The organism is Microvirga sp. GN3, assembly GCF_055792825.1.
The window spans coordinates 1-22372 of the sequence record NZ_JBVVAK010000131.1 but is presented as its reverse complement, the minus strand read 5'-3'; the positions used below and the strand labels follow the sequence as shown (position 1 = coordinate 22372).

The following is a 22372-nucleotide window of genomic DNA, read 5'->3' as shown; positions in this document are numbered from 1 at the left end:
CTGTCCTGAGGGTGGAGGAAACCTCTCCATTCTCAGGCCGGACACGACCCGACGTGACCTCTATGATCGTTCCAGACACCGACAGAGCCGGCATATCCTACCGCGGTAGCGGTTTAGTCCTTTGACCCAGCCTGTGTCAAAACGCGAACGGGTCCGATCTCGACGAATTATTTGTACAACAGCAACCCCATATGCCGTGGAATCCCCGGTCGAATTGGCCTCGCAAGACATAGAATTGCTCCAGCGGGCGACACGTAAGAGTTCTTACACAGCCAAGACCCGATGCGGACCTTACGGCTTCTCCAAGCCTGCTCTCTGCGGTCCGTACTCAAAGCGCTATGCCTGTGAGTTTGCGGCACAGGTCCAGCAGCCTGTCCTGGAAGTCTACATCCCGGGTGACCTTGCTCGGCTCCCGTGTCGCCATGTGATGCAGATACTGGCCCGTGAGACGGGAGAACCTGATGTCATCGGACGTGGCCAGTGCCACTTGGGTCGCGCAGCCTTCGGCTAGATCGTCCGGTGCGCCAGGTCCGCCCATCCTGGTTGGCACCCAGCCCGGGTCGACGGCATTCGCGGTAACGTCGGGCCAGAGGCGAGCGATCGCGAAGCTCAACGCAGTCACGTAGAGCTTGCTCTCCGAATAGGCGAGCGAGCCGTTCCAGCGCCGGGTCTGCCACAGGATGTCATCAAGGTGCGGCTCGGTACGATGCATGCCGGAGCTCAGATACACGAGACGCTTCGGCCGGCTCAAGACGGCCGTCAGGATGTAGGGGGCCAGCACGTTGACGGCCAGGATGTCCGGATGCCCCTCGGCGGTTCGCTTGAGAGCCTCGCCATACCCGACGCCTGCATTGTGAATGACAGCGTCCATGGCCCCATACGCATTGACCTGCTCGGCGATGTCCAGGGCACTACCGATGGTGCCGATATCGCGCACCACGATGGCGGTGGCCTGCGGCGCCTCACGTCGGAGGTCCTCGGCACGGTCCGCGTTCCGGGCATGGAAAACAACGTTATGGCCTGAGGTCAGTAATTCCTTCCCGGCCAGTAAGCCGAGCCCGGTCGACGAACCCGAAACGAACACGCGAGCCATGGTCAATGCTCCTGCCCAAGCGAAGAGGCCCCGCGCTCCACGGGGCCTTGCCTTTTACTGGCGCTCGTAGGTGACGCGGAAGCCTTCTGCCGGATTGGCGGGCATCAGGACCAGTTGATTGCCCGACACCTCAAACACGCGCTCCATCTTCTGTCCAATGAGGTTGCGCACCAGGGAGGACTGGACGGTCACCACGAAGGTCTTCTTGGCATCGTCGATGGCCACGGTGCCGTAGAAAGCCTCGTACCCGTTCACGGTGTAGGGCGTCAGCGCCGCGTTGGCATCGGGGTTCATCGCTTGGACCGACATGGTGCCGGCCTCGGAGAACACGATCTGGCCGGAATAGGGAATCGCCTGGAGGTTTCCCGGACCACTGCCCACCTGAAGCGAGGTCATGCGCCACACGCCAACGAGGGGAGACTTGGTGGTTTGGGCGAAGGCGGGCGCGCAAGCCCCTAAGGCCAGGGCAGCGACGGCGAACTTGAGGTAGGTCTTCATGTCAGTCCTCTTTTGCTGGTGGGAACGAAATGTTGGTTGGAGGATGGTTCAGGGGATGGCGATCGTCAGATGCGCTCGATGCGGACCGGGAACTTGCCGCGCACGCGCAGCGGCTCGAAGCTGCCCTCGAAGCGGCCGAGCCGGATCAAGCCGTCCCAGCGGTAATCGGCGTAGAACAGGGCCAGGTTACCCCAAGGCTTGAAGTAGCAGAGGTCGCCAGGCCGCTCGTTCCCGAACGGACCGCTGCCCTCTTCGGTGAGCTTGCGCGGCAGATGGACGATCTTCTCGTTGCTGCCGAAGTCCTCGATGGTCAGGGCCAGGGGAAGCATGGAGGCCAGATCGCGTGCCGTCGGATTGTCGTAGAGCGTTGCCGTCAACGCCAGATCGTTGAACGCAATCCGGATCCTGACGGCACTGGGCACTTGGCTCACTGGATCCCGTCCGTTCTGCCCGTGCGCCGCCAGCGGCAGGGCAGCGGCTGCCACGGCCCCGCCGAGCACGGCCCTGCGGTTCGGATATCGCAACGTCGTCATGGGTTGTGCCTCCTCACACCGGCTGAGTGGTCGGCCGGAACAGGATCTCGTTGACGTCGACATCCTCCGGCTGGCTGATCGCGAAGGCGACCATGCGGGCGAAGGTATCCGCCCCGACGGCGATCCGGCTCACGAAGTCCTTGGTGCCTTCCTGGATGTCCTTCTCGCTGATGTGCTTGAGCAGCTCGGTGCTCACCGCGCCGGGCGAGATCACGGTGGTACGGATGTCGTAGGGCTTCACCTCCCGCCGCAGGCCCTCGGACAGGGCGCGCACGGCGAACTTGGTGGCGCAGTAGACGGTCGCACCCGAATCGACGACGTGCCCGTAGACGGAAGAGACGTTGATGATGTGCCCGGACCTCCGCTCCTTCATGTGCGGCAGCGCGGCGGCAATACCGTAGAGCACGCCCTTGATGTTGACGTCGATCATCCGGTCCCATTCGTCGACCTTGAGCCGTTCGAGCGGGGCGAGCGGCATGAGGCCTGCGTTGTTCAGCATCACGTCGATGTGGCCGAATTCGCTGACCGCCACATTCACCAGATTCCTGACCTGATCGCGGTCGGTCACATCCGTCACTACCGCCCTTGCCTTGTGCCCGGAGGTAGTCAGCTCCGCAGCCAGAGCCTCGATGCGATCCGCCCGGCGGGCACCCAGCACAACGGTTGCACCCTGGGCGGCAAGGTGGCGTGCCGCGGCCTCGCCGAGCCCGCTGCTGGCGCCCGTGATGACTACGACCTTGTTCCCGATGCCTCCGGACATGAGGGTCGCTGATCTCTCCATCAAAGAAGTGTCATCCCGTGTCTGGTCGATGGCCATGCCGTGTTCTCCCGTCCGTCACGACCTGGATAGCCAGACGGGTCTTGGCCGACTAGAAGGTATAATCAGCATGTCGCAGTGAATGGAGTTCACCAATGCCGCGCGACGAGTTCAGTGAGATGCGGGCATTCCTTGAGGTTGCCCGTGAGCGCAGCTTCACGCGGGCAGCCGCCAAGCTGGGCGTGACCCGATCGGCCCTCAGCCATACGATCAGGGCCCTGGAGGAACGACTCGGCATCCGTCTCCTCGCCCGCACGACCCGCGACGTGGCACCCACAGCGGCCGGAGAACGCCTCATAGCAAGCATCGAACCTCATTTCGAGGGCATCGCCGCCGGGATCAGCGCGATCGGTGCCCTGCGCGAGAAACCCGCGGGCCACGTCCGCATCGTGTGCCCCGACGATGCCATCAACATGGTCCTTCGCCCCAGGCTGTCGGAGTTCCTGCGCGACTACCCGGACATCAGCGTGGAACTCGTCGCCGACAACGGCTTCACGAACATCGTCGAGCACCGGTTCGATGCCGGCATCCGGCTTGGCGAGGCCGTCGCGCGTGACATGGTGGCTGTTCGCATCGGCCCTGATGTGCGCTATGCCGTGGTCGGCTCACCCGAATACCTTGCCCGCCATCCTGCACCGGAAACACCACAGGGCTTGACCGACCACAACTGCATCAACCTGCGGCTCCCGACTTCGGGTTCGATGTACGCCTGGGAATTCAGGGAAGGCGCACATGAGTTCAGTGTGCGCGTCGAGGGTCAACTGACCTTCAACAACATGGAGCCCACGCTGGATGCGGCTCTCGACGGCGTGGGCTTGGCCTACCTGCCAAGGGAGCGGGTGCAGGCACACCTCGAGAGTGGTCAACTCCGGGAGGTCGTCTCCGACTGGTCTCCGACGTTCCAGGGCTACCATCTCTACTATCCCAGCCGCCGCCATCTATCGCCGGCGTTCGCAGCTTTCGTTGGGGCTTTCCGATATCGATCCAGGTAGGCTGCCTTGGATCGAAGAATCCAGCCATGGCGTCAGGTTTCCGGCGGTAAACGGCCTGAGCGCAAATGCTGGTGTCCATCAAGGGGTGAAGACGGGTACCTATAAGGAACTCGCAATGTCGCCTCTTGGCACCGGGCTGACCTAAGCCAAATTTCCGCAAGAGCAGAGTGAAGCGGACCTTTACAAGGCCACGCTTTAGGACTGTCCCTGGCCTACAACAGACCTTCATCACCTTTTAAGTGTTTAGTAGCCGCCTTCGACCGGGGATGTTGAAGCCGTAGACCTGTCCGGCAGCCAAAGGACTGGCGAGAGGCCACCAAACTGACCTTTTCCTGCCCAGGGCAAGTCATCCTCTCGCGAGATGGCGCTCGATCAAGTGGTCGATTGACAGTGCACCCGGGCCGCGGGTGAGCAGAAAAGTGAGCACCGACGCCCACAGCAGGTGCTCGGTCCAGGCCTGCGGATAGACGAAGGTTTGGATGACGAACACCATCCCGAGCAGAGGCAGCGTCGCGAGCCGGGTCGCCAAACCGAGGAACAGGAACACCGGAACCGTGAGCTCGACGAAGGCCGTGAGCTGCGCCGCGAGGACCGGGTCCAACAGTGGGACCTTGTACTCGTCCTGGAACAGCTTCACGGCGAACTCCCAGGAGCGGATCTTCAGGAGCCCGGAGTTGAAGAACACCGCGCCGATCCCGATCCGCAGGCCGAGCTGGAGGATCGATAGTGGAAATCGCTCCAGCCAGGCGCGGGCGGAGACAAACGACGCTCGCACATTCGTGAACAAACCGGGATGGTCCTGGGCAGAGGCCGTCATGGCTGCTCTCCCTGGTGTTGATAGATGACGGATGTGGCCAGCCCATCGGCGAGGAGTGCCGTCAGAGCACCGCCGGGATCGAAGGTTGGATCGAGCTCCAGCGCCTGCTCGGCCGCCGCGCCAAGTGGCAGGGCTCCTGCCACGGCGCTCCGGAAGGCGAAGGTCGCCGGGTCGAGGCGCTCGATTCGGAACCGTCCGCGTGCTCCCAGGACCTGCACCCAGACCGGAGCCGCCTCAAGCAGCAGGCGATCCGGCCTCTCCTCGGTGAGATAGATCCTCATCAGGTCGTCGACGGGCCACGGCGCCGCGACAAAGCGAAGGCCGCCCTGGACATGAAGGGCGAGGTCTGGGATCGCATCCGGCTCGAACGAGGCGAGCGCCCCGATCCCGACCGGGGGATCGTCGATGGCCAGCGCCACCTCTCCCAGATGCCATTCAAGACGCGCGAACCACCGCACGTACGGGATATGCTCGAGGCCGGCCCGGCGCGCGAGAAAGTCCGGGAAGCCTTCCGCGTATTCCGTGATGCAGGGGGCCCCAGGCGGGAACCAGCGGGTGAAGTCTGTGGCGGCGGCTCGCGTGAACGGCTCGCCCACCAGCCAGACCACGGCCGGAAAACGGCGAAGGATGGCCTCCACGAGACTGACCTCGTAGTGACGGCGGTGGATTGCCAGGCGGGCGACCGGATCGCGCCCGCCGACGAGGAGCGGAGCGACGTCGGCCAGCGCCCCGAGAACGACGGCGTCGCGGATGCGGGCCTGGACCTCAGCCAGCGACGGCACGGCGGTTCTCCGATTTGCAGACCTCGCGCGCGACGGCATCGGCCTTCGCCGCTTCCGCCAGGAGCGCCGCGAACGGCGGCAGATCGTTGTCCCACTCGATCATCGTCGGCGCCGGTCCGAAGCAGCGGACGGCATACGCATAGAGCTCCCAGACCGGAGCGGTGATCGGGGAGGCATGGGTGTCGATCAGCAGTGTCCCGCCCGGGGTGCCGTCATCTGCCTCCGGTGTGAAGCCGCCGAGGTGGAGCTCGCCGACCGCATCCGCCGGCAGGCCGTCGAGATAGGCATAGGCGTCGTAGCCCATGTTGTGGGCGCTCAGGTACACGTTGCTCACGTCGCACAGGAGCCGGCATCCGGTCCGGCGCACCAGCTCCGACAGGAACTCCGCCTCGGTCATGGTCGACGTTTCGAATGCGACGTAGGATGACGGGTTCTCGATGAGGTAGGCGCACCCGAGCGCCTCCTGCACCTCGTCGATGTGGCGTACGAGCAGCGCAAGGGTGTCGTCATCGTAGGGCAGCGGCAGCAGGTCGTTCAGGTACTCACCCTCATGGGTCGACCAGGCGAGATGGCCGGAGACGAGGATCGGATCGATAAGGTCGATCAGGCCGCGCACCCGTCGCAGGTGGTGGTGGTCGATCCCCTTGGCGCTGCCGATGGACACCCCGACGGTGTGGACCGAGATCGGATAGAGGCCCGCGATCTCGGCCAAAAGCTCGGTCGCGTGCGGGTTGGCGAGGAAGTTCTCGGGATGGATCTCCAGCCACGCCGCCGGCGGGCGGGTGGCCACGACCTCGGCGAGATGCGGGAGCCTGAGGCCGACGCCGGCTCCGGCCGGAAGGCGGTTTCCCGTTGTCATGGTCATGGCCACCCCTCCAGTCTTGGCGTGATCAGGCCTTCGGTGTCTTGCTGGCGTTGACGATCCGGTCGCAGTAGCCGGCCGGGACGTAGACCCACGCCTTCGGGTCGGCATTGACGCGCGAGGTGCCGGCGCAGGAGTTGTTGCCGGTCGAGGCACAGTCGTTCTGGCCGGCCTTGGCGATGCCGTAGCACTTCTCGGCCTGGAAGCTGGGCGTGGGGGCGGGGCCCGCCTGCGCGGACGCGATCCCTGGCGCAGCGACGGCGGCGGCCAGTGCCGAGGCGATCAGGACACGGTTGCTCATGGTCAATCCTCCGTTCGATAGCGACCCCTCTGGTCGCCGTGACGGCAAGCGCATTCGGCTCACCTGAGCGTGATTTCGCCGGGACGGGCGGAAAGGTTACATATCGATCCACGGCATTTTTCTTCGAGAGGGCAGCAAGCCGCCCGAAACCTCCACCAACGGAACGGCAGTCCCACAGGGTTCAGGCATGAATCGGCACGAGGAAACGGAACTTCGGCTCGCTGCCCTGATGCGTGCAGCCCAGAACGGCGATGGCGCCGCGTATGGGTGTTTGCTCAAGGAACTCACGCCGCTGTTGCGGCAACGGATCCAAGGGCGGTTCCGGGTTCTGGCACCGCAAGATGTGGAGGATCTCGTGCAGGACGTTCTCCTGTCCCTGCACGCTGTGCGCGCGACCTATGATCCGCGACGGCCGTTCCTGCCATGGCTGTTCGGGATCGTGCACAACCGCGTGGTCGACGGCGCCCGGCGATATGCCCGCCGTGCAGCCCATGAAGTCGCGGTGGAGCAGGTGCCTGTAACCTTTTCCGATGAAGCGACGAATAAGGATGGAGAGTTTGGGGATCCGGAGGCGCTGGCGCAGGCGATCCGGACGCTCCCGCCCGGCCAGCGCGAGGCCGTCGAGATGCTGAAGTTGCGTGAGTTGAGCCTGAAGGAGGCGGCCGCCGTGAGCGGGATGAGCGTCAGTGCCCTGAAGGTGGCGGTGCATCGGGCCGTCAGGGCTCTCCGGCGCGCCTTGGCGGCGGGGACTTAGGGCATGGACACGGACGGCCTGATCCATGAGCTTGCGGCAGACGCCACGCCCGTCCGCCCTCTCCCCAATCCATGGAAGCGGACGGGCTTTTGGCTGGCCATCGCGGTTCCCTACGTCGTGCTGATCGTCATCCTGATGTCGCCGCGCCCGGATCTCGGAATGCAGCTTGCCGATCCCCAGTTCCAGGTGGAGCAGGCTGCGGCTCTGGCGACGGCGATCCTGGCGGCCGTGGCGGCGTTCGCGTGCACGGTCCCGGGAAGAAGCCGTATCATCTGTCTGATCCCTTTGATCCCGCTCGCGATCTGGCTCGCCAGCCTCGGCTATGGGTGCCTCCAGGATTGGCGCGCACTTGGGCCGGAAGGGCTGCGGCTGCGCGTCGATTGGGATTGCCTGCCGGCGGCGGCGCTGGTCGGGATCGTGCCTGCGGTTGCGATGGTGGCGATGCTTCGCCGCGGCGCGCCGCTCTTCCCGCGGGCCACACTGGCCCTGGCCGGGCTGGCGGTCGGGGCGCTCGCGCAGGCGGGAATGCAGGTCTACCACGTCGGGGACATCAGCCTGATGGTGCTGGTCTGGCATCTCGGCAGCGTCGCCGCGCTGGCGGCGGTGGCCGGCTGGATCGGCCGATGGGTTCTGCGCTGGCCTTCACCGGCAGCCGTCCTCCGCCGGTCGGCATCCGGCTGAGTGGGCAGTGGTGTCGGGGCGGCTCTCCCTGACGAGCTGCGTAGGGCCAACATTCGAACGGAGACAAGACGATATGGCCATCAACCGACGCATGCTTCTGGTGGGGGTGTTCGCCGCAACGTGCCTGGGGTGGGCCGTGACGGCTCAAGCCGTTGAGCCGGGGCCCTTCGAGCCGGCGGCATTCGAAGCCGCCCAGACGGCGGGCAAGCCCATCCTGGTCGAGATCACCGCCCCCTGGTGCCCGACCTGCAAGGCGCAGAAGCCGATCCTGAGCGAGCTCATGCGCCAGCCGAAGTTCAGCGACCTCCAGGTGTTTGAAGTCGACTTCGACAGCCAGAAGGACGTGGTGCGCAGCCTCAGGGCGCAGATGCAGAGCACGCTCATCACCTTCAGGGGTGAGCGGGAGGTCGGCCGCTCCGTCGGCGACACCCGGCGCGACTCGATCGAGGCCCTCCTCGACAAGGCCCTCTGAGGTCCGCCATGATCGGCAGCCTCGGCCTGGCCCTGCTCGCGGGCGTTCTCTCCACGCTCTCGCCCTGCGTGCTGCCGCTCCTGCCCATCGTGCTCGGAACGGCGGTGTCCGAGCATCGCCTCGGGCCTGCGGCCCTTGCCGGAGGGCTGGCCCTGTCGTTCGTGGTGATCGGCCTGTTCGTCGCCACGATCGAGTTCTCGATCGGACTCGATGCGGGGGTGTTTCGCGCTACCGCGGCGGTTCTCCTGCTTCTCGTGGGTGCCGCCCTCGTCATGCCGCGGTTCCAGACCCGCCTGGCCGTCGCCGCCGGGCCGGTCAGCGATTGGACCGAGCGGCGGTTCGGCGGGTTCTCGACGTCGGGCCTCGGCGGACAGTTCGGGGTCGGCCTCCTGCTCGGCGCCGTGTGGAGCCCGTGCGTCGGTCCGACCCTCGGGGCGGCTTCCATCCTGGCCGCTCAGGGCCAGGACCTCGGGCAGGTCGGGCTGACGATGGTGGTGTTCGGCATCGGCGCGGCGCTTCCGCTCCTGCTCCTCGGCTTGCTGTCGCGGGAGGCCCTGATGCGTTGGCGCGAGCGACTGCTGACTGCCGGCAAGGGCGCCAAGACGGCCCTCGGCGCAATCCTCGTCGTGATCGGCATCCTGATCCTGTCCAGAGCCGACAAGAGGATCGAGGCCGCGCTCGTGGCGGCGTCGCCCGCTTGGCTCACCGAGCTGACAACGCGGTTCTGACCGTCCACCCCGGGGCGGTGTTTGCCTCATGAGGGAGGTCACAGGCCGGGCTGCGCCTCCTGTCGAGCCTGGCGTGCGCCTGTCAGATGCCCAGCCGCTGGCGCAGGCCGGCATAGCCGACGTCGTGGAGCGCCCGGGCGGCGTCCCAGCGTGAGACCGATTGGCCGAGTGATGCGGCTTGGGCTGCGCTTGAGCGCTTCCTTTCAGCCGTCGCCCTCGTTGCAACCCTTTGTTTCCGGACTGCGTGGTTGGGGCGCCACTCTGGTGTGGAACCCAATCAACTCAGTCGTCAGCAATGTGCCCGAATGAAACAGCGCCCCGCCACGCCTCATACCGCGGCGGTATGCTCGCCCCTGGCTGGATAGTCGTTCTTGATGATGAAATCCAAGGCCTGGATCATTTCGGCGAAGTTGGGCCGGACGAACGGCATCGACTGCACCGAGAGATAGTAAACCGTTTGATCCGGCCTGATCAAAAAGACGCCGGGCTCCGAGAACAGTGATGGCTCCTCGATACCGATCGAGGTCTTCCCCCGCGACGTCGAGATGTAAAGCCCCCACTTTCGGGCATCGCTCAAGTCCAAGCCATAGCCGATCCGCAGGTTCTTGGCCTGGATCTTGTCCGCCATCTGACGCGCACGCTCCTGTCCATCGGAGCTGATGGCGATGGTCGTGACACCGCGCGTGGCAAATTCAGGGGTCAGGCGGTCTAATTCCTTGAGATAGTTGGCGCAGATCGGGCAGTGCAGGCCGCGGTAGAAGCAGATGAGCGTCATGCGCTCCGGGCTTTCTGTTGCGAGATCGAACTGACCATGGTCGAGCGTCTCGACAACGAGGGCCGGCGCTTTCTGGCGGGGGATGAGCATCGGGATTCCTTTCACGAGAACTGGGCAGACCGGAAGCAATTGATCCTGCATCCCCGTCATGCCACACTCACGAGCATGGATAGTTCCAATAACATGATCGAAAGTCCTGCCACTGGACGGCGCGACAGGCTCTCCGCTTTCTTCGCTGCGTTTGAGTTGTCAGTGACGGTGGTTCCGAGCGGCGCGCGAGACGCGATCGCTAATCTCGTCATTGTTGGAGGCGGCGGCTCCGCAACGAGCGCCGTCTTATGTCCCCGCAGCAATGCGATGCTCGATCCTGAAGGCGAGGTCCTGGCAGCCGCCATCATCAACTTCGGGGGTGTCACAAACCCACTCATGAGCGCAATGCCTGAGCGAACCGTGATTCCCCTGAGCGAGGCACCCACCTTGCAAGCGGTTACCACGGCCTTTGTGGCCGAGGCCTCTGATACGCGATGTGGCCGGCAGGTCGCCCTGGACCGCTTGTGCGAGGTCATCGTCCTGCTTGTTCTTCGGAAGGTCATCGATGTCGGGTCAACCCGACCGGGGCTCCTCGCCGGCCTGTCCCATCCGGCGCTCCATCGCGCGTTGGTCGCCATGCACGACCAGCCGTCCCGCCTATGGCGCACGGAGGAACTCGCCGAGATCAGCGGAATGTCGCGGAGCCGGTTCATGACGCTGTTCCCGAAGATAGTTGGCACGACACCGGCCGCCTATCTCAACGCCTGGCGTCTGACGCTTGGGCAGCGTGAACTCCAGCGCGGCGAGCGCGTCAAGTCCGTCGCCCGGCGCGTCGGCTTTGGTAGCGCGGCAGCGTTCTCGCGGGCGTACACCCGGGCCTTCGGCCATTCACCTGTTTCCCTGAGAGGGAGCGGTACGGAGACCCCGGATATCGCTGCCGCCATGGAGCGACAGCGCAATGTTCTCTACGACCTCAGCTCCGCGCCTGAGACGGCTACGCTGATTGAGCCGCCACCCTAGGCAGGTCCTGGCACGCTGGACGTGCCATCCCTGGAGAAATTGCGTCCGCTAGGGGCCTCCAACGGCAAGCAATTGCGCTCGACCGAAAGGTCCGCTCCTGGCACGAGGCGGACCTGAGCCGGAGGGCAGCTAACCTGGCCTAAGCAGACATTCAGAAAGGGCAGGGGACTTCCTAGTTTAACCCGGGACTGTCCTTCCAAACTGAACAGGACAAGCGGTGTCAACGGAGATCGTGCCCGTCCCGTCCAATGGTAACCGCAAAGCGATGGTGCCCACGCTTGGCCATCGATGCGTTTGCTGCGGCAGCATTGTACTTCTTCAGGTTCCCCTGGCGCAGTCGATGGCTTGGACCATCGCCCTGACGGCAGCGTCCCTCTCGAGGCCGCTCTCGCGCTCCAGGATCCGCCACGTGAAGTAGCTGAGGGCGAGCCGCAGCACCGCGCGCGGCTTCTCGGTCAGGTTCTCGCCGAGCACCTCATGATAGGCCGCCATCGATGGCCCGAACCGCAGTTCGGCGATCTCCTTCGTCAAGGGATGGAATTCGGCATCACGCAACACGCATGCGGCCAGATTGGCGTTGCGTTCGTACCAGCCATAAACCGCAAGAAGGCCCACCCGAAGGCGCTCGCGCGAATCTTCGATCCCTTGCCAGGCTGCGGCATCAGGCAGGGGATCGCGCTCCAATGAGAGCCCCGAGCAGGCGAGGTAGAGGCTCCGCTCATCGGGAAAATGGGCGTAGAGCGTGTGCCGCTGAACGCCGGCCCGCTCGGCCACCATGCTGATGGTCGTGAGCGCCGGACCGACGCTGCCGTGCAGATCCACGGCGGCCTCGACGATCCTGCGCCGGGTCTCCGCCTGCTGTTCCGCGCGCCGCTTGAGGGTGTAGGTCCGGGTCATGTGTGTCTCGGCACACGGCACTGGGTCGCCAGATTGACCATCCGTCAGTTTCACTGCACAGTATTGTACGTTCAAATGTGACTGCTGTCCACCGTCGCCCAGTCCGGCCGGTGGCGACCACCCCGATGATCGCGTGGAGAAAGTCATGGGAACCAACATCAGCGAAATCGCCGACGGCATCTATCGGATCTCCGTTTTCGTGCCGGAGATCGCGCCGCCGGTCGGCTTCACCTTCAACCAGTTCCTCGTGCTCGGCGCCGAGCCGCTCCTGTTCCACACGGGCCTGCGGAGGATGTTCCCGCTCGTGTCCGAGGCCGTGTCCCGGCTCATGCCGGTGGAGGATCTGCGCTGGATCACGTTCGGCCACTACGAGGCGGATGAGTGCGGCGCCATGAACGAGTGGCTGGCCGTGGCCCCGAACGCGCAGGTGGCGCATGGCATGACGGGATGTCTCGTGTCGCTGAACGACATGGCCGACCGTCCGCCGCGCATTCTGGCGAACGGCGAGGTGATTGACATCGGCGGCAAGCGGATCCGCTACATCGACACGCCCCATGTGCCACACGGCTGGGATGCCGGGGTGATCTACGAGGAGACCAGCCGGACGCTGTTCTGTGGCGATCTCTTCACGCATCTTGGCAACGGTCCCGCGATCACCGAGAGCGACATCGTTGGACCCGCTCTGGCTGCCGAGGATATCTTCTACGACACGAGCCTCGGCCCGAGCATCGCGCCCACCGTTCGCAGGCTAGCCGATCTGTCCCCGCGCACCCTGGCCCTGATGCACGGCTCCTCCTTTGCCGGTGATGCAGTCGCGGCCCTGTACGATCTTGCTACTGCGTATGACAAGCGCCTGCGGGTCGCCATGGCCGAGATGCCGGCCTGATGGGCATCATCCCCTTCGGGCGGTCATCCACAGCAGGCCGACGAGGCCGAGGTTCAGGCAGGCCAGCCCAGAGAGCAGTCCGAGCGCAGCGTCCGGTCCGCTCCATTCGATCAGGATCGCCCCGACCAACGGCGCCAGCGCCTGGGCGAGCAGGCTCGGCATCGCCAGCGTGCCCATGAGCGAGGCATATCCGAGGGGGCCGAACAGGGCGAGGGGAAGCGTGCCCTTGGCAATCGAGCCGATCCCGTTGCCGGCACCACAGAACGCCAACGCCAGAGCCAGGATCGGGAAGCCGATGACGAGCAGGATCATTCCGATCGCGACCAAGGTGACGGAAGCCACCATGGTCCAGATCGGGTGATAGTGGCGCCCAAACGCCATCTCGACCACACGGGCACCGACCTGAGAGGGCCCGACCAGCGCCCCAAGGGCGACGGCCGCCGCGAGCTCGAGGCCGCGGGCTTGCAGGAACGTCAGCAGGTGCACCCCGATCATGGATGCGGTCACCGCCCCAAGGGTGAGAACGGTGGCAAGCAACAGGAAGGCCCGCGTGCGCTTGGCACCGCTCAACGTGACCGGGGCAGGGGCTCCGGGGTCGCCCCCTTATGGCTTTGTGTCCGGACCGACCATGCCGATGCCGGGCAGGACGAAGGCATGCAGGGGAAGCGAGACGAGGACCTGGATCGCGGCATAGACGCCGCAGGCCCCACGCCAGCCGAGGTGCTCGACGAGCCAGGCGCTGAGCGGCCAGCAGACCGTGCTGGCAAAGCCGCCCCACAAGGTGAGGGTGGTGATCGCCCCCCGGGCCTGCCTGCCGTAGAGCCGACCCAGCGTCGCGAAGGCGGCATCGTAGAGCCCGGCTCCCATGCCGACGCCCATCAGCAGCCAAGTCAGCATGTACACCGGGAGGCTGTGGGCGAGCGCCAGGGTGCCGAGTCCAGCTCCCAGGAGGATCGAACTGGCGGTGAGGACCGGACGGCCGCCCTTCGCATCGATGGTGCGGCCGACCCGCGGTGCGACCAGCCCGGCCGCGAGCAGGCCGACGGACAGCCCGCCGACGACCCAAGCCAACGACCAGCCCGTGTCGGCGGCGATCGGCTGCGCGAGCACGGCAGGCAGGTAGAAGGACGATCCCCAGGCGAGGATCTGGGTGATCCCGAGGGTGGCGATGACCACCCTCGGGCTTGGTTTCAGGGTGGAAGGATCATCCACCACGGCCTCGGTTGCGGCGTTCGACACAACTGATCTCAGCAGCAGCCAACTGGTTCAGCAACCTTCTCCGGCGCCTTTGCAGGACCGCATCCGCATCCGCTCTTGCCCTCGGCCTTGGCCTCGACATCGGCGATGCAACAGGCGTCGACCTGCGCGGGGGCAGGCCCGCCGCAGCATCCGGAGGATGCCGTTGCATCGTCAGCGGGGATGCTGGTCGAGCAGACGCCCGTCTCCGGCAGGACGAGGTGGATGTCGTCTGCCGCCGCGAGGTCGCCGGCGATGGCCGCCACCACCGAGCGGACCTGCTCATAGCCGGTCAGCATCAGGAAGGTCGGGGCGCGCCCGTAGCTCTTGATCCCCACCGTGTAGAAGCCCGGCTCCGGATGGGCGAGCTCGCGGTGGCCGTGCGGCGGCACCGACCCGCACGAGTGCAGGTTCGGGTCGATCAGCGGGCCGAGCGCCTTCGAGCTCTCCAGCCACGGGTCGAGGTCGAGCCGGAGCTCGCGGGTCAGGTCGAGGTCCGGGCGCTGTCCCGTGCAGACGATGATCCGGTCGACCGGGCCGACCTCTTGGAGGCCGCCCGCCGTCTCGCCCTCGACAACGACCTGCCCGCCGACGGCGCGCACGCGCGTGACGGAGAAGCCGGAGACCAGCGTGACCTGCCCACTGTCGACGAGCGACTTGAGGTTGGAGCCGAGCTCGCCTCGGGCCGGGAGCTGGTCGGCGCGGCCGCCGCCGTACACCCGCATCAGGTTGGCACCGCGCGTGGCCCAGACGATGGTCGTCCTTGGATCCCGTTCCGCCAGTCGGGCCAAGTCGAGGAGCACGTTCGCGGCCGAATGCCCGGCACCAACCACCAGAATTGTCCTGCCTTCGAAGGCAGCGCGGTCACGCCCAAGCACGTCCGGAATGCCGTAGGCGATGAAATCCGCGTGCTCGGCCTCGCCCTCGGCGAGGATGCCGCCCGCACCCAGGGGATTCGGAGCCGTCCACGTTCCCGAGGCGTCGATCACCGCCCGCGCCAGGTCGCGCCGGATCGATCCGTTGCCGTTGGAGACGGCGAGGACGAACGGCTTGGTCTCGCGTCCCTTGCTGAGCACCTTGTCGGCGCCCTGCCGGGCGATCGCCATCACCTTGGCATTGGTCTCGATCACCGCCGCCATCTCCGGCGTCGCGGCCAGGGGCTTGAGGTAGGCCTCGTAGAGGTCCGATCCCGTCGGCATGGCCCTGCCGGGAGGCTCCCGCCAGCCGTGGGCCTGGAGCAGCGCGCGGGCCGCCGTGTCGGTGTTGTACTCCCACGGGGAGAACAGGCGGACGTGGCCCCAGTCACGGACGTTGGCCCCGACGGTCTTATCGGCCTCGTAGACCTTCACGGGTAGGCCGCGCCGGATCAGGTGGGCAGCGGCAGCCAAGCCGACGGGGCCTGCGCCGATGACGGCAACGGGGAGGGCATCAAGCGAGGTCATGGCAGGCTCCTGGATCAGGATCGGCAGCAGGGGACAGGTGCGGGAGCGAGGGCATTGCGCAGGCGGGTGACGAACTCGGCCCAGCGGCGCGTCGCCCTCGTGCAGCACGCGGGACGGAGCCGCTCCACCGGGACGGCATAGAGATCGGTCCGTCTCAGGCCGATGTCGCGCAGGATGTGATCATCGAGATGGGACAGGGACAGCATTTCGCGGTGGGTGGCGGCTCGGCCTCCCCGGAGCAGGGAGGAGAGAAGGACAATCATCGGCACCTCATATTTCGATATTTCCAGCATCATCGAAACATTGGGCAAAAATAAATCAGGCGGCGTTCTCCGCCTGCACTCGGCATCCAGCGTCGGCGCAGCACTCGTCGGCCAGGAAGGCGATGAGGGCATTCATCGTTAGGTAGTTGGCCCGGCAGATCAGGGTCGTCGCCTGCCGCTCCTGCGTCACCAGTCCGGTCAGCAGGAGCCGTTGGAGGTGATGCGAGAGCGTCGATCCCGGAATGCCGAGGCGCTCCTGGATCTGCCCGACGGGCAGGCCGGCCTCGCCGGCCCGCACCAGGGTGCGGTAGACCTGGAGCCGGGTGGGGTTCCCGAGCGCCTCGAGCTGCTTGGCTGCTTGTTCGACGTTCATGGAAATACCATGGGCCAGCACGCGCCGCATGTCAATCGCTATTTCCGGTACTATCGAATTAAACGATCCCGGTTTCGGTCAATTCCCCATCCGCTGCTGCCGTCGGAGCTCTCCCGCCAGGCAGTTAGTGAGGGCCTCAGCCTGGGCCGGCTGAACGAGCGGCCACGGCTGACCGGCGATCTCCCGGATGATCTTGGTCCGGATGGCTTGGGCAAAGTGCGCCTTCTCCCGCACCGGGATAATGAAGGCTCCTGGCCCGCCGATGACGCAGTCGCGGAAGTAGAGCTCGAGATCGTCGATGTCCCAGAAGCCGTCGGGCCGCTTGAGCAGGATCGGCAGCCCGTTGACGGTGACGCCTTGCGCCACGGCCTCGTCCCGGGCCGCCGTCACGATGCGGCCCTGGTTGTTGGCCCCATCGCCCGAGATGTCAATCACCTGCCTCACGGGGGCGACACCGCTCCGGCGAAGCTGCCTGAGGCTGTAGTCGATCGCGCCCGAGACGGACGTGTAGCCGAAGCGCTGAATGGGGTTCTCGGCCAACCGGGCCGCAAAGCCATGGCCGTCAGCCGGCTGCTCGATCACAGTCCAGGGGACGACCACCTCCTGGTATCCGGCCCCGGCCCATTCCACGTACGTCACCGCGATGCGCCCCAGCATGCCGCTGCGGATGGCCTCGTGCACCTCGGGCGAGCGGAACGCCTCGACGAAGCCCTGCCGCTGGAGCTCCTGCTCGTCCGGCTCCATCGACGGGGAGACGTCGACGGCCAGCACCAAGGCCAGATCGACCTCGGTCTCGGCGCGGGCGCCGCGCGCCTCCGAGACCACCATCCCCGCTGTCAGCAGCAGGGCGGCAAGCCAGCGCGCGATGCCGGTCATCCGAGGCTCCCGTTCAGGCAGAAGGTCGTACATCCTGAACTAGGGCCGGGTACGGGGCAGACGATCCCCGGCCCTGCAATCCTGACGCGGTCGCGGCGGTGTGATCGCGGCCTGTCTTGTCGCATCAGGAGCGTGACACAAACTGGCTCCATGCGCCGAACCGCCAGCAGGAGGATCCCATGGTCGCGCTGCTCCGTCGCCTCGCCGTTGCGGCGACCGCCGCGTTCGTTGCCACATCCGCATCCGCGCTCGAGCGGCAGGTCTACGATCTCCCGCAGGGCGCTCATCCGCACGATGTCGCGCCGGCACCCGACGGGACGGTCTGGTACACCGCCCAGCGCAAGGGTGCCCTCGGCATTCTCGATCCCAGGACCGGAGATGTCCGCGAGATCCCGCTCGGGCCGAAGTCGGCTCCGCACGGGGTGATCCAGGGACCGGATGGGGCCGCCTGGATCACCGACGGCGGGCAGAACGCCATCGTGCGCTTCGACCCGAAGACCGAGGAGGTGAAGGTCTGGCGGCTGCCCGAGGACACCGGCTACACCAACCTGAACACGGGTGCCTTCGACCGGAACGGCGTGCATTGGTTCACGGGACAGAACGGCATCTACGGCCGCCTCGACCCAAGGACGGGCGACATCAAGGTGTTCAAGGATCCGGAGGGCCGCGGTCCCTACGGCATCACCGCGACGCCGGACGGAGAGATCTACTACGTCTCCCTGGCGGGAAGCCACCTGGCGAGAATCGATCTCGAAACGGGAGAGGCGAAGGTGATCGAGCCGCCGACGCCGAACCAGGGGGCACGGCGGGTCTGGTCGGACAGTCAGGGGCGTCTGTGGATCTCCGAGTGGAACGCGGGCCAGCTCTCCATGCATAACCCGAAGACAGGTGAGTGGAAGGCCTGGAAGCTGCCGGGCGAGAAGCCGCGCGCCTATGCGGTCTATGTCGACGAGCGCGACATCGTCTGGGTGTCCGACTTCGGAGCCAACGCGATCCATGCCTTCGACCCGAAGGCCGAGGCGTTCACCGCGCTGGTGCCGAAGTCGGAGGAGGGGGCGAACGTGCGCCAGATCCTCGGCCGCCCAGGGGAGGTCTGGCTGCCGGAATCCGGTGCCGACAAGCTGGTGGTGGTCCGCACCGGGAAGACGCAGTGAGGTTTCGGACTGCCGTCCTTCTCGGCTGCGCCGCCTCGCTGGAACTGGGATCGCCCGCCATGGCGGGTGATCCGGCGCGGGGCGAGCGGGTCTTCCAGTACTGCTACGCGTGCCATTCGGTCCGGCCGGGCGAGACGAACCTGCAAGGGCCGAACCTTGCCGACATCATCGGCAGGCCCATCGCCGGCGTGGACGGCTTCGAGTACTCGCCGGCCATGCGAGGTCTCGCGGCCCGCGAAAGGGTCTGGTCGGAAGCGCTGCTCGACAGGTTCACCGCAGAGCCCGAGACCGTCGTTCCCAAGACCAGCATGCAGTTCCACGGAATCGACGATCCTGCCGAACGCGCGGACCTGATCGCCTACCTGCGATCCATCCCTCGCCCTTAAGGGCACTCGCCGATCACGCTCTACTCCGCTGCCTTGATCTCGTGCCTCATGGCTCGCTCGGCGAGGCGCCTGGCCTCCTTTGCGGCCGCCTCCTTGCGCTCGCTGTAGCGGTCGGTGAGATAGTCGGAGCGGTCGCGCGTCAGCAGCGTGAACTTCACCAACTCCTCCATCACGTCCACCACCCGGTCGTAATAGGAGGAGGGCTTCATCCGGCCGGCCTCGTCGAACTCCTGGAACGCCTTGGCGACCGAGGACTGGTTCGGGATCGTCACCATCCGCATCCAGCGCCCGAGCACCCGCATCTGGTTGACCGCATTGAAGGACTGCGACCCGCCACTGACCTGCATCACCGCGAGCGTGCGCCCTTGCGTTGGCCGCACCGCTCCGGTCGAGAGTGGGATCCAGTCGATCTGGGCCTTCATCACCGCGCTCATGGCGCCGTGCCGCTCGGGACTGCACCAGACCTGGCCCTCGGACCAGAGAGACAGCTCCCGCAGCTCCTGCACCTTGGGATGGTCACTGGCGGTGCCGTCCGGCAGCGGCAGGCCACGCGGATCGAACACGCGGGTCTCGGCACCGAAGTGCCGGAGCAGGCGCTCGGCCTCGAGGGTCAGGAAACGGCTGTAAGAGCGTTCCCGCAACGAGCCGTAGAGCAGGAGGATGCGGGGAGGGTGCGTGGACACCCGCCTTGGCTCCAGCTTGCCGAGGTCCGGAGTGTCCAGGACCGAGAAGTCGACGTTGGGAAGGTCACTCACCAGCCATGGCTCCGGATTTCGACGGGGTCCGTACAGGACTCAGCAGCCACTGCATCAGTGCCATGGCTCCAAGGGCGCCGACGACCTGCGCAATGATGAACATCGGCACGTTGGTGGGTGCGATCCCCGCGAATGTGTTCGTCAATGCCCGGGCAATTGTCACGGCCGGATTGGCGAACGAGGTCGAGGCGGTGAACCAATAGGCAGCCGTGATGTACAGGCCGACCGCATAGGGGATCGCCTCGATCCGGAAGCGCACGAGCGTCAGGATCGTGACCAGCAGCCCGAAGGTGGCAATGAACTCGGCAAACCACTGCGCCGGCCCGGTCCTGGCGGTTCCGGCGAACTGGAGCAGCGGCAGGTCGAACATGCCATGAGCCACGAGCGTGCCGAGGCAGCCGCCGATGATCTGGGCCACCGTGTAGGAGCCGACGTCCGGCCAGGAGAGGGCGCGGTTCAGGCCCATGACGAGCGAGACCACTGGGTTGAAGTGGGCGCCGGAGACCGGCCCGAGGCCTAGGATCAGCACCACCAGGATCGCACCGGTCGGGATTGTGTTTCCGAGGAGCGCCAGCGCCACGTTTCCGCCGGCGAGCCTGTCGGCCATGATCCCCGAGCCGACGACGGTGGCAACCAGCAGTCCGGTCCCGAGCGCCTCGGCGGCCAGACGTTGTGCGGGTGCAAACGTGTCGGTCACGCGCTGGTCACCCGCCGTCCGTGCTCGTCCACCACGCGCTCGCCGTCCTCCTTGACGAACTCCCCTTGCTGCGGCGGCAGGAGCTCAAGGACCGCCTCGGACGGCCGGCACAGGCGCACACCCTTGGGCGTGACGACGATGGGGCGGTTGATCAGGATCGGGTGCGCCATCATGGCATCGAGGAGCTGGTCGTCGGTCAGGTCAGGGTTGTCGAGGCCGAGCTCCTTGTACGGCGTGCCCTTCTCGCGAATGACATCGCTGACCGGGACGCCCATGCGCTCGATGAGCTGCCGCAGCAGGAGCCGGGTCGGCGGTGTCTTCAGGTACTCGATGACATGCGGCTCGATGCCGGCATTGCGGATCATGGCCAGCGTGTTGCGGGACGTGCCGCAGTCCGGGTTGTGGTAGATGATGACATCCATGGGAAAGCCTCAGGCCTGGCGGCGGTCGAAGGGGAGGACGGTTGCGGGGGTCGCGCCCTCCAGGCGGCCGATCTCGCGTAGGTGATGGGTGAGGGCGATCTGGTCGAGGCTCGCCATCGGCAGCGCCAGGAAGGCGGAGATGCGGTTCTTCAGGTACTTGAAGGCCTGGACGAACGCCTTTTCCTTCTCGATGTCCGGACCCTGGATCGCCGCGGGATCCTCGATGCCCCAGTGGGCCGAGGCCGGATGGCCGGGCCAGACCGGGCAGGTCTCGCCGGCGGCGCTGTCGCAGACGGTGAAGATGAAGTCCATGACGGGCGCATCCGGCCGGGCGAACTCGTCCCAGCTCTTCGAGCGGAAGCCGTCGGTCGGGTAGTCGAAGCTGTCGAGCACCTTCAGGGCGGACGGGTTGATGACACCCTTTGGCTGGCTGCCGGCGGAGAACGCGTTGAAGTGGCCGGCGCCGTCCTTGCGCAGGATGCCTTCGGCCAGGACGGATCGGGCGGTGTTGCCCGTGCACAGGAACAGCACGTTGTAGGGACGATCAGCCATCAGCTTTCTCCTTCGGAGGGCAGCAGGGGGTCAGCGCATCGACCAGAGGGGCGCACACATCCGGGTGCCCGCCGCAGCAGTCCCGGAGCAGGAAGGTCACGACCTCGCGCAGTTCGTCGAGATCGGCCCGGTAGATGATGGAGCGGCTCCGTCGCTCGGAGCGGACGAGCCCAGCCCGGGCGAGGATGCCCAGGTGCGAGGACATCGTGTTGTGTGGGACGGCCAGCTCTCGGGCGATGTCGCCCGCCGGAAGTCCCTCCGGCTCGTGCTTCACCAGCAGGCGGAAGACGTCGAGACGCGTAGATTGAGCCAAAGCCGCGAGGGCAAGAATGACGTTTTCTGATTCCATATGTCGAGACTTATAGAAATTTGAGTGAAATGCAATGGGCCTGCTACAACGAGAATGCCCATGGCGAACCGATGGACAAGCTTCCCAGTGGTGATCAGCTCACGTCGCTAGTGGTTAAAGTCTAACGCTTGGTACCGTCGACTAGACCAGCGCGCTGGATGGAAAGCGGACGTTCTCTTATCCTCTCGCACTACCGGATTTAACCCATTGCATACCGATGGAACGCTCTTGTAGCCTCGGGTATCGGACCTTGGCAGAAACAGCATGACACCTGATCCAATCTCTGGCACGGAACGCACATTGGCTGGCAAATGCCTGTGCGGGGCTGTGGAGTACGCGGTGGCGGACAGCTTCCGGTATGCGATGAATTGTCATTGCTCAAACTGTCGGCGCGCGACCGGTTCGGCCTTCAAGCCCTTTGCTGGCATCGAGCGAGACCGGCTGCGAATTACGCGCGGCAGCGATTGTGTCACGATCTTTGGCAGCGAAGCAGGTCCACATGATGTACATTGTGCGACCTGCGGCTCGCTTCTCTACTCTGTCGTGCGTGAGGCAGCCTATGTTCATGTCACCATGGGCACCTTGATTGACGAACCGACGATCCGCCCTTCGATGCACATCTTTGTCGGATCAAAGGCGAAATGGCATCAGATCACCGACGATTTACCCCAGTTCGAGGCATTCCCTAACGACTGATCTGAAGCCGCGCCCGTCCGGAATTGGCACGGCTCTAAAGCATACCCAACTTCTGCTTGGGACTGGCGTCGGGCATCGCAGACCGGGGACCAAGTGTTGGATTTTAACCACTAATGATCTTCACTAAAGACCTGCAACGGAGAGACCTGCGTGCCGAAAGAAGCTGGTAATGAGCTCAGGCCGTTGCTGCAGGCGGCCGAACTCGCGGCGGGCCAGGCGGTGCAAGTCGGCGA

30 protein-coding genes and 1 pseudogene are annotated in these 22372 nt (G+C 65.7%); 11 read left to right on the top strand and 20 right to left on the bottom strand.

Annotated elements, in window-relative coordinates; genetic code table 11:
* Window positions 1-328 precede the first annotated feature (328 nt).
* The 4 genes from ACS5Q1_RS36590 to ACS5Q1_RS36575 form a co-directional block, all read right to left on the bottom strand.
* The gene (locus ACS5Q1_RS36590; RefSeq protein ID WP_473102844.1) at window positions 329-1093 is read right to left on the bottom strand and encodes an SDR family NAD(P)-dependent oxidoreductase; all 765 of its coding nucleotides are present in this window, start codon (window positions 1091-1093) and stop codon (window positions 329-331) included.
* Between the two features lie 54 nt (window positions 1094-1147).
* Window positions 1148-1591: a lipocalin-like domain-containing protein gene (locus tag ACS5Q1_RS36585; RefSeq protein WP_473102843.1), complete on the bottom strand. Its 444-nt coding sequence runs from the start codon at window positions 1589-1591 to the stop codon at window positions 1148-1150.
* A 65-nt stretch (window positions 1592-1656) separates the two neighbouring features.
* Window positions 1657-2124, bottom strand: a complete 468-nt coding sequence (locus ACS5Q1_RS36580; protein WP_473102842.1) for a cyclophilin-like fold protein — start codon at window positions 2122-2124, stop codon at window positions 1657-1659.
* A gap of 13 nt (window positions 2125-2137) precedes the next feature.
* Window positions 2138-2884, bottom strand: coding sequence for an SDR family oxidoreductase (locus ACS5Q1_RS36575; RefSeq protein ID WP_473102848.1), 747 nt, complete (start codon window positions 2882-2884; stop codon window positions 2138-2140).
* Between the two features lie 152 nt (window positions 2885-3036).
* On the opposite strand from ACS5Q1_RS36575, the gene ACS5Q1_RS36570 reads away from it, so the two are divergent.
* A complete protein-coding gene (locus tag ACS5Q1_RS36570; RefSeq protein ID WP_473102841.1) occupies window positions 3037-3933 on the top strand; it encodes a LysR family transcriptional regulator in 897 nt (298 codons plus the stop codon).
* A 346-nt stretch (window positions 3934-4279) separates the two neighbouring features.
* Here the strand turns inward: ACS5Q1_RS36570 and ACS5Q1_RS36565 are convergent, their stop codons facing one another.
* From ACS5Q1_RS36565 to ACS5Q1_RS36550, 4 genes are read right to left on the bottom strand one after another with little or no spacing between them, the layout of a single operon-like run.
* Complete coding sequence (locus ACS5Q1_RS36565; protein WP_473102840.1) at window positions 4280-4750, bottom strand: DoxX family protein; 471 nt, start codon at window positions 4748-4750, stop codon at window positions 4280-4282.
* Entirely contained in the window at window positions 4747-5532 is a 786-nt protein-coding gene (locus tag ACS5Q1_RS36560; RefSeq protein ID WP_473102839.1) for an HvfC/BufC family peptide modification chaperone, read from the bottom strand. Before ACS5Q1_RS36560 ends, ACS5Q1_RS36565 begins: the two co-directional genes overlap by 4 nt.
* Window positions 5516-6397: an MNIO family bufferin maturase gene (gene bufB / locus ACS5Q1_RS36555; RefSeq protein WP_473102838.1), complete on the bottom strand. Its 882-nt coding sequence runs from the start codon at window positions 6395-6397 to the stop codon at window positions 5516-5518. The genes ACS5Q1_RS36560 and bufB overlap by 17 nt, the downstream gene beginning before the upstream one ends.
* Before the next feature lie 25 nt (window positions 6398-6422).
* Window positions 6423-6695 carry a BufA1 family periplasmic bufferin-type metallophore gene (locus ACS5Q1_RS36550; protein ID WP_473102837.1) on the bottom strand — a complete coding sequence of 91 codons (273 nt, stop codon included), beginning with the start codon at window positions 6693-6695 and terminating at the stop codon, window positions 6423-6425.
* A gap of 187 nt (window positions 6696-6882) precedes the next feature.
* On the opposite strand from ACS5Q1_RS36550, the gene ACS5Q1_RS36545 reads away from it, so the two are divergent.
* From ACS5Q1_RS36545 to ACS5Q1_RS36525, 5 genes are all read left to right on the top strand, one after another.
* Window positions 6883-7449 (top strand): sigma-70 family RNA polymerase sigma factor, encoded by a 567-nt coding sequence (locus tag ACS5Q1_RS36545; RefSeq protein WP_473102836.1) that lies wholly within the window; start codon window positions 6883-6885, stop codon window positions 7447-7449.
* Window positions 7450-7452: 3 nt separating this feature from the next.
* Window positions 7453-8130, top strand: a complete 678-nt coding sequence (locus tag ACS5Q1_RS36540) for an NrsF family protein (RefSeq protein WP_473102835.1) — start codon at window positions 7453-7455, stop codon at window positions 8128-8130.
* Between the two features lie 73 nt (window positions 8131-8203).
* Entirely contained in the window at window positions 8204-8602 is a 399-nt protein-coding gene (locus tag ACS5Q1_RS36535) for a thioredoxin family protein (protein WP_473102834.1), read from the top strand.
* A gap of 8 nt (window positions 8603-8610) precedes the next feature.
* The gene (locus ACS5Q1_RS36530) at window positions 8611-9330 is read left to right on the top strand and encodes a cytochrome c biogenesis CcdA family protein (protein ID WP_473102832.1); all 720 of its coding nucleotides are present in this window, start codon (window positions 8611-8613) and stop codon (window positions 9328-9330) included.
* 28 nt (window positions 9331-9358) lie between these two features.
* Window positions 9359-9484 carry a hypothetical protein gene (locus ACS5Q1_RS36525; protein ID WP_473102830.1) on the top strand — a complete coding sequence of 42 codons (126 nt, stop codon included), beginning with the start codon at window positions 9359-9361 and terminating at the stop codon, window positions 9482-9484.
* A 174-nt stretch (window positions 9485-9658) separates the two neighbouring features.
* On the opposite strand, the gene ACS5Q1_RS36520 is transcribed toward ACS5Q1_RS36525, so the two are convergent.
* Window positions 9659-10195 (bottom strand): peroxiredoxin-like family protein, encoded by a 537-nt coding sequence (locus tag ACS5Q1_RS36520; RefSeq protein ID WP_473102847.1) that lies wholly within the window; start codon window positions 10193-10195, stop codon window positions 9659-9661.
* Between the two features lie 93 nt (window positions 10196-10288).
* Between ACS5Q1_RS36520 and ACS5Q1_RS36515 the strand changes: the two genes are divergently transcribed.
* Window positions 10289-11155, top strand: a complete 867-nt coding sequence (locus ACS5Q1_RS36515) for a helix-turn-helix transcriptional regulator (RefSeq protein WP_473102829.1) — start codon at window positions 10289-10291, stop codon at window positions 11153-11155.
* Window positions 11156-11473: 318 nt separating this feature from the next.
* Here the strand turns inward: ACS5Q1_RS36515 and ACS5Q1_RS36510 are convergent, their stop codons facing one another.
* Window positions 11474-12052 (bottom strand): TetR/AcrR family transcriptional regulator, encoded by a 579-nt coding sequence (locus ACS5Q1_RS36510; RefSeq protein WP_473102828.1) that lies wholly within the window; start codon window positions 12050-12052, stop codon window positions 11474-11476.
* Window positions 12053-12197: 145 nt separating this feature from the next.
* Between ACS5Q1_RS36510 and ACS5Q1_RS36505 the strand changes: the two genes are divergently transcribed.
* A complete protein-coding gene (locus ACS5Q1_RS36505; protein WP_473102827.1) occupies window positions 12198-12938 on the top strand; it encodes an oxygen-binding di-iron domain-containing protein in 741 nt (246 codons plus the stop codon).
* A gap of 6 nt (window positions 12939-12944) precedes the next feature.
* Here the strand turns inward: ACS5Q1_RS36505 and ACS5Q1_RS36500 are convergent.
* The 5 genes and pseudogenes from ACS5Q1_RS36500 to ACS5Q1_RS36480 all read right to left on the bottom strand — a co-directional run bounded on the left by ACS5Q1_RS36500 (window position 12945) and on the right by ACS5Q1_RS36480 (window position 17128).
* Window positions 12945-14132: pseudogene (locus ACS5Q1_RS36500) on the bottom strand (MFS transporter).
* A gap of 53 nt (window positions 14133-14185) precedes the next feature.
* Entirely contained in the window at window positions 14186-15616 is a 1431-nt protein-coding gene (locus tag ACS5Q1_RS36495) for an NAD(P)-binding domain-containing protein (RefSeq protein WP_473102826.1), read from the bottom strand.
* 14 nt (window positions 15617-15630) lie between these two features.
* On the bottom strand, window positions 15631-15879 hold the full coding sequence (locus tag ACS5Q1_RS36490) for a YjiS-like domain-containing protein (protein WP_473102825.1): 249 nt from the start codon (window positions 15877-15879) through the stop codon (window positions 15631-15633).
* 55 nt (window positions 15880-15934) lie between these two features.
* Complete coding sequence (locus tag ACS5Q1_RS36485) at window positions 15935-16252, bottom strand: ArsR/SmtB family transcription factor (RefSeq protein ID WP_473102824.1); 318 nt, start codon at window positions 16250-16252, stop codon at window positions 15935-15937.
* Window positions 16253-16330: 78 nt separating this feature from the next.
* Window positions 16331-17128 (bottom strand): DUF1194 domain-containing protein, encoded by a 798-nt coding sequence (locus ACS5Q1_RS36480; RefSeq protein WP_473102823.1) that lies wholly within the window; start codon window positions 17126-17128, stop codon window positions 16331-16333.
* 179 nt (window positions 17129-17307) lie between these two features.
* Here ACS5Q1_RS36480 and ACS5Q1_RS36475 point away from each other — a divergent pair, with 179 nt between their 5' ends.
* Together ACS5Q1_RS36475 and ACS5Q1_RS36470 are read left to right on the top strand one after the other, a co-directional pair.
* Window positions 17308-18282 carry a Vgb family protein gene (locus ACS5Q1_RS36475; RefSeq protein ID WP_473102822.1) on the top strand — a complete coding sequence of 325 codons (975 nt, stop codon included), beginning with the start codon at window positions 17308-17310 and terminating at the stop codon, window positions 18280-18282.
* Window positions 18279-18668: a c-type cytochrome gene (locus tag ACS5Q1_RS36470; RefSeq protein WP_473102821.1), complete on the top strand. Its 390-nt coding sequence runs from the start codon at window positions 18279-18281 to the stop codon at window positions 18666-18668. The genes ACS5Q1_RS36475 and ACS5Q1_RS36470 overlap by 4 nt, the downstream gene beginning before the upstream one ends.
* A gap of 20 nt (window positions 18669-18688) precedes the next feature.
* Here the strand turns inward: ACS5Q1_RS36470 and arsH are convergent, their stop codons facing one another.
* From arsH to ACS5Q1_RS36445, 5 genes are read right to left on the bottom strand one after another with little or no spacing between them, the layout of a single operon-like run.
* A complete protein-coding gene (gene arsH / locus ACS5Q1_RS36465; RefSeq protein WP_473102846.1) occupies window positions 18689-19426 on the bottom strand; it encodes an arsenical resistance protein ArsH in 738 nt (245 codons plus the stop codon).
* Window positions 19416-20120, bottom strand: a complete 705-nt coding sequence (locus tag ACS5Q1_RS36460; protein ID WP_473102820.1) for an aquaporin — start codon at window positions 20118-20120, stop codon at window positions 19416-19418. Before ACS5Q1_RS36460 ends, arsH begins: the two co-directional genes overlap by 11 nt.
* Entirely contained in the window at window positions 20117-20542 is a 426-nt protein-coding gene (gene arsC / locus ACS5Q1_RS36455; protein ID WP_473102819.1) for an arsenate reductase (glutaredoxin), read from the bottom strand. The genes ACS5Q1_RS36460 and arsC overlap by 4 nt, the downstream gene beginning before the upstream one ends.
* A gap of 9 nt (window positions 20543-20551) precedes the next feature.
* A complete protein-coding gene (locus ACS5Q1_RS36450; protein ID WP_473102818.1) occupies window positions 20552-21094 on the bottom strand; it encodes an arsenate reductase ArsC in 543 nt (180 codons plus the stop codon).
* A complete protein-coding gene (locus ACS5Q1_RS36445; RefSeq protein ID WP_473102817.1) occupies window positions 21087-21443 on the bottom strand; it encodes an ArsR/SmtB family transcription factor in 357 nt (118 codons plus the stop codon). The genes ACS5Q1_RS36450 and ACS5Q1_RS36445 overlap by 8 nt, the downstream gene beginning before the upstream one ends.
* Window positions 21444-21707: 264 nt before the next feature.
* Here ACS5Q1_RS36445 and ACS5Q1_RS36440 point away from each other — a divergent pair, with 264 nt between their 5' ends.
* Window positions 21708-22139 carry a GFA family protein gene (locus ACS5Q1_RS36440; RefSeq protein ID WP_473102816.1) on the top strand — a complete coding sequence of 144 codons (432 nt, stop codon included), beginning with the start codon at window positions 21708-21710 and terminating at the stop codon, window positions 22137-22139.
* Window positions 22140-22372 lie beyond the last annotated feature (233 nt).